The sequence below is a fragment of the Paenibacillus dendritiformis genome (assembly GCF_021654795.1).
Lineage (GTDB): Bacteria > Bacillota > Bacilli > Paenibacillales > Paenibacillaceae > Paenibacillus_B.
Window position 1 is genome coordinate 4,639,850 of record NZ_AP025344.1, and the last position, 13,116, is coordinate 4,652,965.

At 54.2% G+C, this 13,116-nt stretch carries 8 protein-coding genes; 1 reads left to right on the forward strand and 7 read right to left on the reverse strand.

Features of this window, described 5'->3' with window-relative positions; all coding sequences use genetic code 11:
* Positions 1-84: 84 nt before the first annotated feature.
* The 7 genes from L6439_RS20535 to L6439_RS20565 all read right to left on the reverse strand — a co-directional run bounded on the left by L6439_RS20535 (position 85) and on the right by L6439_RS20565 (position 12,035).
* Entirely contained in the window at positions 85-1,470 is a 1,386-nt protein-coding gene (locus L6439_RS20535; RefSeq protein ID WP_213469144.1) for a sensor histidine kinase, read from the reverse strand.
* A gap of 4 nt (positions 1,471-1,474) precedes the next feature.
* Positions 1,475-2,179 carry a response regulator transcription factor gene (locus L6439_RS20540; protein WP_168178206.1) on the reverse strand — a complete coding sequence of 235 codons (705 nt, stop codon included), beginning with the start codon at positions 2,177-2,179 and terminating at the stop codon, positions 1,475-1,477.
* A 294-nt stretch (positions 2,180-2,473) separates the two neighbouring features.
* Entirely contained in the window at positions 2,474-3,943 is a 1,470-nt protein-coding gene (locus tag L6439_RS20545) for an ammonium transporter (RefSeq protein ID WP_213469145.1), read from the reverse strand.
* 225 nt (positions 3,944-4,168) lie between these two features.
* On the reverse strand, positions 4,169-6,382 hold the full coding sequence (locus L6439_RS20550) for a M1 family metallopeptidase (RefSeq protein WP_237096565.1): 2,214 nt from the start codon (positions 6,380-6,382) through the stop codon (positions 4,169-4,171).
* A 276-nt stretch (positions 6,383-6,658) separates the two neighbouring features.
* A complete protein-coding gene (gene thrS / locus L6439_RS20555) occupies positions 6,659-8,617 on the reverse strand; it encodes a threonine--tRNA ligase (RefSeq protein ID WP_168178209.1) in 1,959 nt (652 codons plus the stop codon).
* Positions 8,618-9,114: 497 nt separating this feature from the next.
* Positions 9,115-10,032, reverse strand: a complete 918-nt coding sequence (gene ytxC / locus L6439_RS20560) for a putative sporulation protein YtxC (RefSeq protein ID WP_213469148.1) — start codon at positions 10,030-10,032, stop codon at positions 9,115-9,117.
* 1,181 nt (positions 10,033-11,213) lie between these two features.
* Entirely contained in the window at positions 11,214-12,035 is an 822-nt protein-coding gene (locus L6439_RS20565) for an AAC(3) family N-acetyltransferase (protein ID WP_213469149.1), read from the reverse strand.
* A 382-nt stretch (positions 12,036-12,417) separates the two neighbouring features.
* Between L6439_RS20565 and L6439_RS20570 the strand changes: the two genes are divergently transcribed.
* Entirely contained in the window at positions 12,418-13,095 is a 678-nt protein-coding gene (locus L6439_RS20570) for a response regulator transcription factor (RefSeq protein WP_213469150.1), read from the forward strand.
* Positions 13,096-13,116: the final 21 nt, after the last annotated feature.

Sequence of the window (13,116 nt, forward strand, 5' to 3'; positions counted from 1 at the left end):
GCATCCCCTTCTCTGCCTGTCTTCCACTCTAGTGTATTGCCTCATAACCAAGAATAGGTTATGAAAAGGTTAAAATTGTCGCATCTAACGCGACGGAAGGAACACCTGAATCTTCGTTCCCCGTCCCGGCTCGCTCTCTATTTTCAGATACCCGCCGTGCAGCTTCACGATCTCATGACAGATCGATAAGCCCAGTCCGCTTCCGGCTCCGCTGTTGCTGCCTTTATAAAATTTTTGCAGGACGCTGCCGATCTCCTCCTCGGGAATGCCCGCGCCCGTATCCTCGACTGCAAGAACGATATATTCCTTGAACTGGCCTGCATGCATCGCAACGGTTCCGCCCGGAGGGGTGAACTTGATCGCATTGTCCAACAGATTGAGAAGCACCTGCTTCAGACGATTGGCGTCCGCATGGATGACAGGCAGGGCATCTCCACCCTTGACCTCCAGTTCCAGCCCCAGTCTGGCCGCTCTTGGGGCCAGCTGTGTCCCGACATGCCGCAGCAGCTCCGGAACATGCACCGGGGCGCGGGACAACGTAATTTTTCCGTTCGCCAGCTTGGAGAAGTCAAGCAATTCATCCACCAGCTCAGTCAAGCGATCGCTTTCCGCTTCAATCACGTCCAGCCCCTCCTCGAGCAAAGCCTTGCTGTCGCCGCCCGCCGCCTGCAACGTCACCGTCCACCCCTTAATGGACGTTAACGGCGTTCGAATCTCATGGGACACCGAGGAGATGAATTCATTTTTGAGCTGATCGCTTCGCTGCAATCGGGATGCCATTGTATTTAAGGTCTCCGCCAAGGCTCCCAGTTCATCCTTGTGTCTTTTCTCCGCTCTAGCCGAGAGATCGCCCTCCGCCATCCGGTCTGCGGCCAGCTTCAACTCCCGTATCGATCCGGTAATCGTCCGCGACAGGAACAGGCTGACCACCGTGACAATCCCGACCACCAGCAGGCCGGCCGCAATGCATAAGGCAGCGATCCGGCGGATGGTGGCGATTGTGTTCGTCAAGGATGCCACATACCTGACGACCCCGACCGTCTTGGCGTCGGTCACCAATGGGCAGGATACCGCCAGCAAGGACTCGCCGGAGGAGGGAGATGTCCCCCGCCATATCCCCATCGTTCCGTCCCGCGCCTGCCGCACATCCGAATAATCAATCAGGCTTCCCGAGGCCTGGACGTTGACATTATCCTGAAGCAATCGTCCGGAAGCGTCAATGACTTGCACCTGCGCTGCCGTATTTTGGGAAAACCCCCGGAGCAGCCGCTCCGACTGCTCAGCCACATCCTGCCCCGAGAAATATTGCTGAAAAAAAGCGGCCGATATTTCCGCTTGATTTATGAGAATGCGCCTGACGCTGGAATGGTAATAGTAATCCACCGACGCGATCAGGATCACTTCCAAGATCGATACCGTAATGAGGATGACTGCCAAATAGCTTCCTACTAATCTTTGTCGGATGCCCACAATGTCATTCGTCCTTTCTCCAGCGGTACCCGGTTCCCCATACTGTCTCAATCCGCTGCGGCTTCGAGCAATCGTCTTCGAGCTTCTCTCTCAGCTTCCGAACATGCACATCTACCGTCTTCGGATCGCCGACGAAGTCCTCTCCCCAGACGAGGTTCAACAGGTCATCCCGGGATAGCGCTTTGTCGGGATGCTCCATAAACACCTTCACCATCTGATATTCCTTCGGCGTCAAGCCGATCACATCATCCCGTTTGTACAGCCGGTTCGCATCCAGGTCGAGCCGGAACGGACCGGATTCCATGATCTTTCGCGCCGGCGCGGCCGCTAGACGGGTCCGCCGCAGCACGGTCCGAATCCGGGCCACCAGTTCCAGCGGATTGAACGGCTTGACGATATAATCATCGGCACCGAGTTCGAGTCCCTTAATCTTGTCCAGATCTTGTCCGCGGGCGGTGAGAAAAATAATGACAATCTCGGGATCCATCTCTCTCATCCGCTCGCAAATGGCAAATCCGTCGATGTCGGGGAGCATGATGTCCAGCACGACCGCATCGGGACGGGTGGCCGCAAAACGATGCAGCGCCGCTTCTCCTTGTGCCGCCTCCGCTACCAGGAAGCCATTCCGTTCCAAATTAATCGTGACAAATCGTCTAATATTATCATCGTCTTCGACGACGAGCACTTGATTGCCGCAGGAAGTATTCATCGCTGCCTCCTTCACTCCCATTCAAGCATGCACAAGGGAGAATCATTTCCTTCTATTCAGTTCGCCGGCGCGGGCACAGCACCGGCTGCCGCAGCGCAGGCATGCAGAAGACGCCTCCGTTCCGGCCTTGCGTTTATCTTCTATTATAACGGGTGAAGGGACGGTTCCGCGATCCCCCCTATATCCGCCGTGCTGATGCGGGTTGTCCAGACCGGATGCACGGGAAAAAGCCCGAAGAGCATCCGCGTTCAAGTCGCAGACCGCTCCTCGGGCCTTATCCTCCAGCCGGTCTTCCTATCTTCTCAGCACGGCCGGCTTCGCGGGCGAATGGCCGATCGGCGGAGGCAACGGCGGGCTAGCGGGCCGATTGTGGTGCGCAGCGTCAAGCTGGCCCATTTGCTCCGGATACCCGTATTCCCCATGCTCGCTCAGATCGAGACCCATCACTTCCTCGTCCTCCCGCACCCTCAAGCCCGAGATTTGCTTGATGCCGTACAACAGAACATAGGAAGCGAGGAAGGCAAACGCCCCCGCTGCCGCGATTCCGTAGGCTTGCACCCCCAACTGGCGAAGGCTTCCCGTATCGAGAAGACCTCCGGTTCCGACGCCTACCTTGGCCGCCAGCTCCGTCGTCGCGAAAATTCCGTTCGAGAGCGTGCCCCAGATTCCGGCCATCCCATGGACGGACAAGGCGTAAACCGGGTCGTCAATGCGCAGCTTATCGAACAGCTTCGCGCTGTAAAAGACCAGTACCCCGGCGGCAAGACCGATAAGCACCGCCGCCCATGGTTCCACAAAAGCGCAAGAGGCGGTAATGGCAACCAGCCCGGCCAACGTGCCGTTCAATATCGTCGGAATGTCCGCTTTGCCATTGACAATCCAGCTGATGGCGAGTGCCGCTATCGCGCCGGCCCCGGCGCCCAATTGCGTATTCATCGCCACGTAACCGAAAAAGCCGTCATCGACAGCCAATGTGCTGCCCGCATTGAAGCCGAACCACCCGATCCAGAGAATAAGCACGCCAAGCGTCGTGTATACCTGATTATGCCCCTTTATCTCCTCGGGAGCTCTTTTGCCCCCGAAGCGTCCAAGCCGGGGCTTGAGCAGAAGCGTCGCCGCCAACGCGGCCATCGCGCCTGTCAAATGAACGACGGTCGATCCGGCGAAATCCTGCTTCCCATGCTCCGCGAGCCAGCCGCCGCCCCAAATCCAGTGCGCCACGACCGGATAAATGACCGCCGTGAACAGGATGGTGAACCAGACATAGACGGACAGCTTCGCCCGCTCCGCGAAGCCTCCCCACGCAATCGACAGGGCCACGGCCGCGAAGGCGAACTGGAACGTGAAGAAGACGAACGGAGGGAGGCCGCCAGCCCCCTGCGGGTTGAAGAAAAAGTCCCCCCAGCCGATCAGTCCGTTCCCGCTGCCGCCGAAGATGAGACCATAGCCGACGGCCCAATACACCAGCGAGCACAAGCCAACCGTGAACACGGTCTTCCCGGCGATATGACCGGCATTCTTCATGCGGGCCGATCCCGATTCCAGCAGAATAAATCCCGCCTGCATCAACAGAACCAGCACGGCCGCCAGCATGACCCAGAGGGCATTGATCCCCGTGTTCAAGCTCTCGACCGACGGACCGTCCGCTGCCAGGGCCGGAACCGGCAGGCTTAGCCCCCAGCCGATCCCGAGGAGCGCGGCCATCCCCCAGCGTCTCCACCCGCTTGACATGCGTGGCGGCTGAATGGACAGGTTGCTTTGCATAATCTCCACTCCCTTTAATGTGTAAGATACTCTAACACAAATTTAATTTATTATTGGTGATTATAGGGGTGGGATCGCCTTGTTTCAATAGGTTTTCAAGATAATGTATATTTTTCTGCAATTAATGTAAATGAATCTAACGCAATCATGTCACTTCGCAGGTTAGGTTAACAGCAAAATACCGCAGAGGATACATCCTCTGCGGTATCGATGGCGAGTCCGACTTTACTGGAATACTTGGGAAAGCGGATTTTCGGTAAACTTCTCTTTATAGATTGTCCCGTCCTGCTTGAATACTTTATACTGGTGGAAGTTCTGCGTCGGGAATAACGTGCTGAAGCTGGCGGTTGGCAAAAACTCCTCTGCCGCTCTCTCATTGACATGATCGTCAGTCCAGAAATAATGCACCACGAGCCGGTTCTTATTGTACGGATGAACCGTGCCGTAAGCGCCGTAAAGACCGGGCTTGCCCATGACTTCTTTCCAAGGGAAGCCCGATTGAGCCGACTTGTCCGCGAGCTGAGGCTTCATCGCTTGCACAAAGGCGTTCTTCGACGAATTGCCGATCGCGATAACATTGCTCTTCGCCAGCGCCGTCTCCATATTTTTCTTGACCGCCTGCCGCTCCGTCAACACCGTAGCCTTCATGCCCCACATGTTCAGCATATGGAGGAGGCTATCCTTCACCATGGCCTGGTGCGCCGCGGCTTCCTCACTTACGCCATCGCTCAGCACGATAACCAGCGGCTCGCCATGCAGCGTCTTGGACATGATGCGGAGCATCGATTGTGGCGGAAGATCCGGATGTTGTTCCAGGATGCCGTCATACATTTGAGTCATCGTCGTCCGGGTGTAGTTCGCCTTCTCCGCTTCGGTCAACCGGAATTCCTGCTTCAGCTCATAATTCGGCTTATTCAGATTGTCATCCATCCGCTGGCCAATCTCGGTCCCGAACTGATCCTCTATGATCTGCAGGAGCCCTTCGACCGTCGCGTTCCGATAAGCGTAACGATTATAGTACTCTTTCATGAACGCATCGAACTTGGCTTGTCCTACCGTGCGGTAAAGTTCATAGATGGCCAGGCGCCCCTTTTTGTAAAATACGGCATCGGGAGAGTCGCCCACATTGTCATTCGTGGAGTTAATCGACTCTTCCAGCGGAAATTCATCCATCCGCACGCCGTCGAAGCCGCTCATCTTGTTCCCCTGCTCTTCATAGAAATAGGCCATGGCGAAGTCGGCGAAGCCTTCATCCAGGAACGATTCATGCTCCGAGTCATTGCCGATGATGGAATGGAACCATTGATGCGCAATCTCGTGGACGAAGGCCGTTTTGTTTTCCGGATCGTCCTGAGCGCTCACGAGTCCCATCTGGATAAGTCTGGAGAATTCGACAGCCACGCCCTCGACATGGGATTCCACGATGCGGAATTCAGGGTAGTCGTAAGGACCGAACTTCTCGCTGAAGAAGGTGATCGCCTTGAATGCCTGATCGATGTATTGATTAATGATTTTGGTCTTTTTCGGATCATTGTCATCATTATAATAATAATACTCCACGGTCAAGCCGTTCACCGTTTTGCTCGCCTTATGATACTTCGGGCTGGCGAAGAAGACCAGCTCCCGCGTATTGTCGGCCTCGGCCGTAACCGTTTTGCGTCCGGGCTCTGCCGCCGCTTCGGACAATTGGCCCGGCATCGCTACCTGCAGCTTTTCCGGGACATTCAGACTGACGCGATAATCGGCCATATCGTAGTAATCGGATTCGAACGTTTTGCTGTACGGCTTTTTCGCCCATGCATGCGTCCGCCCGTCATAGACCGACATGACCGGGAACCAATGCGCGCCGTTCACAATGTCTTTGTAATAGGACAGCCGCTGCATGCCGAACGGAATCTTCGTCTTGAATTCCAGCTCCAGCGCGGCCGCTTCTCCTTCCTTCAACGCCTTCGCCAAGGAAACCGTCAGCGCTTGATTCTCCTTCTTGAAATCGAGCGTCCGTCCCGTACTTGCATCCTTCACGCTAATAATATCGATGCCGCCGAGAAAATCCTCCGGCTTCTTATCGGGATTATCCTTGGCGATTTGCTCATTATTCCGTGCGAACATGGCAGGTTGGGTCTTTTTCGAGCGGTTCGCGTCGGCGAACAGCCGGAAGACGACATCGGTAAGCTCGTCGGATGACGTATTGCGGTAGGTTACCTTCTGTCTGCCGGCAATCGTCATCTTCTCCGTGTCCAGCTTCGCTTGTATATCATATTGAACCTGCGCCGCGGCCTCCCGCTTCGCCGGTTCCGCCGCAGCGTTCCGAGTCAAGTCTGGCTTGCCGCTCTCCTTGGCATAGGCGGTTCCGTTGCCGGCCAGAGGGGCCGCCAGCATCGTGAAGGCCATCGCTGCCGCCAAGGTCGTGTGCAGCAGTTGGCGTCCGGTTATTTTCATCAATCTCCCCACTCCTTATCGTTGCTAATGTCTGGGCTGTTACCCCTATTTTAGCGGAGGCAAGAACCGGCATGCCAGTGATTTTCCTTATCGGAAGCTTACAAACTTGTCAGCCCGGCTCCGGATCGAATGGACCATCTGCCGCTCCTCCAACCGCAAAAGACGCCTGTCAACGACAGACGTCTTGTCTTACGGCATAAATAGTCAAGCAGCGCTGCGCCCAAGAGTCTCAGCTTCTGCTTTATCCCTGGGCGGCACGCAGGCAGGCTCTCTCCATTATTGTTCCTTCGGCTGCGCGATATAGCGTGTCCGAATCTCTTCCTGCATCAGGCCGATCAGCTCCGCGAGCGGCTTCATGCCCAGATCGCCTTCCCCGCGCTTGCGGACGGATACCCCGCCTTCGTTCTTCTCATTCTCGCCGACGACGAGCATGTAAGGCATTTTCTCCAGCTGCGCTTCGCGGATTTTGTAGCCGAGCTTCTCGTTCCGCACATCGGCTTCGGCGCGAATGCCCGCATCGAGCAGCTTCTCGGTTACTTCCTTGGCATACGCCTCATACGCCGGCGATACCGGAAGGACCTTCGCCTGGACCGGCGACAGCCAGAGCGGCAGCGCACCGGCGAAGTTCTCCAGCAGGAACGCCGTCATGCGCTCCATCGTGCTGATGATGCCGCGGTGAATGACGACCGGACGATGCTTCTGCCCGTCATCTCCGACGTATTCGAGCTGGAATCGCTCCGGCAGGAGGAAGTCCAACTGCGCGGTGCCCAACGTCTCTTCCTTGCCGAGCGCCGTCTTGATCTGTACGTCGACCTTCGGACCGTAGAATGCGGCTTCCCCTTCGGCCTCGAAGAACGGAAGGCCCAGCTCTTCGACCACTTCGCGGAGCATGCGCTGGGACATTTCCCACATCGCGTCGTCCGGGAAATACTTCTCGGTATCCTGCGGATCCCGGTAGGACAAGCGGAAGCGGTACTCCTTGATGCCGAAATCCTCGTATACTTTGCGCAGCAGCGTAATGACGCGCGCGAACTCTTCCTTGATCTGATCCGGGCGGCAGAAAATATGAGCGTCGTTCAACGTCATCGCCCGCACGCGATGAAGCCCCGTCAAGGCGCCGGACATCTCGTAGCGGTGCATCATGCCGAGCTCCGCAATCCGGACCGGCAAGTCGCGGTAGCTGCGCATCTCGCTCTTGTACACCATCATATGATGCGGGCAGTTCATCGGACGAAGCACCAGTTCCTCATTGTCCATCTCCATCTTCGGGAACATATCTTCCTGGTAGTGTTCCCAGTGGCCCGACGTCTTGTACAGCTCGACGTTAGCCAGCACCGGCGTATAGACGTGGCTGTATCCGAGGCGCTCCTCCATATCGACAATATAGCGTTCCAACGTGCGGCGCAGCGTCGCCCCGTTCGGCAGCCAGATCGGCAGCCCCTGGCCGACTTCGCGGGAGAAGGTGAACATTTTCAGTTCCTTGCCCAGCTTGCGGTGATCCCGTTTTTTCGCTTCCTCCAGGAAATGCAAGTATTCATCCAACTGCGCCTTCTTCGGGAAGGCGGTGCCGTAAATCCGCTGCAGCATCTGGTTGTCCGAATTGCCGCGCCAATAAGCTCCGGCAAGGCTAAGCAGCTTGAACACCTTGATCTTGCCGGTCGACGGCACATGCGGGCCGCGGCACAGATCGAAGAACTCGCCCTGATCATAGATCGTGATCACCGAATCCTCCGGCAGATCGCGAATCAGATCCAGCTTCAGCTCATCGCCAATCTCCTCATAGATCGCCAATGCCTCTTCCCGGGAGACGACGCGTCGTGTAATCGGCAGATTTTCTCCGATAATCCGTGTCATTTCCTTCTCGATCTTCGGCAGATCCTCCGGCGTCAACGAAATATCAAGATCGATATCGTAATAGAAGCCGTCCTCGATGACCGGACCGATGCCCAGCTTCACATTCGCGTCCTTGTAGAGCCGCTTAATCGCCTGGGCCATCAGATGGGCGGTGCTGTGGCGCATGACTTCCAGCCCTTCCTCCGAATCCGCCGTCACGATTGCCACTTGGGCGTCATGCTCAATCGGCGTTGCCAGATCGACCATTTTGCCGTCCAATTTACCTGCCAGCGCGTTCTTCTTCAAGCCGCTGCTGATAGAGCCGGCGACTTCCTCCAATGTTGTGCCCTGCGCATACTCCCGAACGGAGCCATCGGGCAGAGTTACTTTGACCATAGACATGATGCTGGACCTCCTCATTTCAGCTGTTGCGCTGCGATATCCGTAACCGCCATCTGTGCGTTGCGTTGCCCGCGAGCCCGCCAACAACAAAAAACACCCGTCCCTGGCAAGGGACGAGTGTTGACGTACGCAGTTAACCCGTGGTTCCACCCTCATTCAACCGGAAGCGCAGGCACCCTCGCAATACCGCTTAGCGCGGTTGCTTGCGATCGATCCTGCCGGTTCTTGAGCATTCGGTAACGGGAATGATTCGTTGAGCGATACTGTCCGGCCGAGCCGCATGTCCGGCTTCCGGGGTTCCCGCCCAATGCTCCGAAGGGGTCAATGTGCGCGGCCACCGAAGGGACTTGCAGCCAAGGTCCCTCTCTCTGGGCGGTTCCATCTCGCCATTGTTGTCTTCGTCACAGCATGTTGCATCGCGACTGATATCGCATTTTAGATCAACCCATATTATATGGCATTTTCGGCGGGAGGTCAAGCAGGAGCCCAGCCCGTCCTTAAAAATCAGGCGCCGTCTCCTGCTTCTGCCAGAGCATCGATTGGCAAGCGTTGCAGCGGATGCAGACATGGACCCGGGATTCAAAAATTTGCTGAATCGTCTTGATGACCTGTGATTCCGGCTCCCGCGTATGAATGATGATATTTTGCGGAGAGACATTGATGAGCGTGCTCACGATCATGTCCTCCATTTCCATATCGCAATCGACCATCTCCACGATCATGCCGTCCATGACATGCTTCGGCTCCAACGGCTGAAGATTCTCATTCAACAAGGTAAAATCATGTCCCCCGCTGTGCATTAAATGCGCGAGCGGCACCTTGGTTTCCTGAATATAGACAAAATATTTCAACAACGCGATAAATTCCTGGTACTGCCGCTCGAGCACAAATTCGTCCACGGCATAATCGACGACCTCCTGGAGCTCGGCCATATAAGGCTGCAGCCGGAAGCGGATGAACCCGTCCAGATGAAGGGAGGTATGCTCCTCCAAATAGCTGCGGATGGCCCGCATGACTTTCTTTTTGCGGCGCCGCCGCGCTTCCTGGCCGCCGGTATCGTCACCGCCGCTCAATAGCAGCAAACAGTACTTTTCGATTTTGACGCATTCCTCCGGATCATAGCTCGTATATTTTTGAATCAAGTCGCGCAAAAGTTCCTCTTCTTTGCCGGAAAGAATAAATTCGGCCAAGGCGCGGGCACTTCGATTCCATACTTCGGAGCCATGGCCCGCCAGTTGAAAATCCGGCTCCACTCCGCTGCATGCAATGGAGCTTAGCTGTTCACCGAACGTGACATCCAATCGGACAATCGTCTGTTCTTTATGTAAATCACCCAGCTCCTGCTGCAGCAATTTGCTTAAAGACAAAACCTCTTCCCGTGACGCATTCGGAAGCGTTAACGTGAACAGTTCCATATGCCCACTCCTTTCTGTTCCTTATTAAGTATATGGGGCTGCGGAAACAGATATACGAAGCGGGTTCTGGAAATGAAGCCGACGCCGGACAGGCCGCGGGACGGCACGTCAGACAGGCTGATGGAGGGCACATCATACAGGGAGCGCCTCCCCTGTGTAGAGAAAAGCTGGCTGTGCCGGCCCCCGTCATAAAAGATCGCTTGGCATGGCGAATTGAGGCACCTGCGGTATGGGAAAGATACGGCGGCCTTGGCTCTAAATAACTGTAATTATACAGTTTTCGGCTTGGCGGGGCTTCCCGAAATAGAAATTCCTGCAGAAATACAGGAATTTCTGCTAACTTCCACTTATGCAGAGGTAAAACCGGCGAAATCCTGCACTTTTCAGGCTGTTGAGAAAGAAGTTTTGAGCAGGAAAATGGATATTTCCACCATCCTGAAAACTGCACCATTTCCCTAGACACGCCCATCCGGCAGGCGAAATCCGCAAACTCCACGATTTTTCCAGGCACGCCGATTCGGTAAGCGAAATCTGCAGAAATACAGCAATTCGATATGGACGACTATTCCAGAAAGGGAATCCTGCAAAATTACAGGAATTTCCCCCGTTTCGCTTCGGTTTGAAGCAAAAGGGCCTAAAATGATGTAGATTTGCAGCAATTCCTCGGGATGGGGACTCATTAAGCCGAAATTCCTGTAAATTAGCAGCAATTTCCTCCGCACGTCCAAGCCCCAGGAGGCAACGCTGCTTCCAGCAGGCCGATAGTGCTTCCAGCAGGCCGGATAGTGCTTCCTGAAGGCGATGTTGCCCCCAGCATCCGACGCGGTCGGTTGGATCCCGTAAAATCAGGCCATTGAGTAGTCTATGGGACTTTTCACCTGTGATGTGGATCTCTTCTCCCGGTAGAAAAAAATCGATTTAAAACGCTCTAAGAGCCAAAGTTTGGATGAGGAAAATGGACCTTCGCTACCCCTTTACAAAAAACAGGGGTTTTCCAACAGCCTGACTTTTGCATCAATTTCCCAAATTACAACGGAAAGAAGGAGAAAATAGTGCAGTTTTGCAGGATTCCCCCAACGCAAGCCTACAAACCTGGACTTCCCCTGCGCATACCGCGCGTACTCTCCCCTCCATCCATGTGCAAAAACCATATTATCCGGTATAAAAGATGTGGTAAAAAGTTACGAGATGGGAGCAGAAAGTGTACGATGTTTCTCCATCCATATTGTCGCGTAATCGACAATATCTCGAACAGGAAGGAGCAAGGCGGTTGCATTCCCGACCTTCCCCACTCGGACATGATTCGTATCCCGCGCGAAGTCTGCCCCAATCACATCGAAATCGCTTGAATCTAAATCCACTTCCTTGTATCCAACCCAAGCCTTCTTATTGCCTTGCATCACGGGAGCTTTCGCCATCATCTCCTTCTTACGCTCATAATCGGCCCTATATTCAGCCAAATGAATGCATGTATTATTGCCGTGACCGACCCCCAATAATAATATCCAACCATCAAGTTCATACAGACGGGCGATCGGCGATTGCTCGCCCAAGCCGTACGCCAGACTATGATTTGCTGTAATATACTCCCGGTTGGCGCCCCAGGCAGCGAAGGAAAGCTGAGGATGACTGCTTCGGATGACGCCCCTTTGCTTCCGGAACACCTCCGGTATAATCCCCATTTCCCAGCAAGGAGTAAAATCATGATCAAAAGCAGGCATTTGCTCCCGAATATCCTCCCACCAAGATTCTCGCACAGGCGGATTGCGCCATGTCGAGGGATCAGACAAGTCCGGCGTGTGCGTTGGCATGACAAGCGTTCCTTCTTCTCCCAACTGTTCCTCTAAAGCTAATATGACTGATATGGCTCCTCCTACCACCCAGCCGCCTAAGGATTTCATAGAGGAGTGAAGAATCATATTCATTCCCGATTGTACGCCCAGCTTCTTAAAGTCCTTTTTCAGTGAGGACGGTGTAATGAAATCTCCGCTGATTACTTCCATCTGTTCATTCCGCCTTTGTAGTCATGTTCGAACGAGCTATGTCATCGGTCTTATCCCCTGCTCACATTGAGTCGTCCGCCAGATCCAGAGCAGAATAGGATGCAGTTACTAATAGGAAATTCCCCTGCCAATATCCAGAAAACATTGCGTGCCATAATAATACTATATAAATGAACATTATGAATAAACATTTCTAAACGTTTGAAGCACATATTTGCAATAGGGCTTGCAAAAGCATTAGCTAGGATATTTTACCGTGTCTAATGAGGAAGCATTTCGTGCACAGTTACGGGTATGTCCGTATAATAGAAGAAGGAGCGGCCTTTTGCCAGGCTGCTTTTTTGTGCGATCAATGATAACCACACCCTAGAAGGAGGACGCGATGAATATTCTAGTTGTCGATGACGAGCAGAGCATCTTGAACCTCATCCGTCTCAATCTCGAGATCGAAGGCTACGCGGTGCACACGGCCGCGAGCGGCCAAGCCGCGCACGAACAATGGCAGGCGCAACCGATTGATTTGATTATTCTTGATGTTATGCTTCCCGACACAGATGGGTATCAATTGCTGCGCGAGTTCCGCAACAGCAATTCAGATGTTCCCGTCATCATGCTTACCGCCAAAGGACAAATCAACGACAAGCTGCTGGGACTGCAATTAGGCGCGGATGATTACCTCGTCAAGCCGTTCCACAGCACGGAGCTGCTGCTCCGAATCAAGGTGATCGAAAGACGGATGAAAAAACAAGTGCAGACGAACTCCGGATCCAGCATCATGCATTGCGGACCTTTTCAAGTCGATCCGGAAAAGCGCGCGCTAGTTGTGAACGGACAGGAAATTACGCTAACGTATCGAGAGTATGATCTGCTTCTGCTGTTATTATCCAATAAGCAGCGCATCTTCACTCGCGATGATCTCCTTATGAAGGTGTGGAAGCTTGATTATCCGGAAAATACGAGAGCCGTCGATATTATGATACAGCGCCTCCGCAAAAAGCTGGGAAAAGAAGGAGAGCGAATCAAAACCATTTACGGCGTCGGATACAAAATAGATTGTTGAGATGCACGGCCATTTTGAACA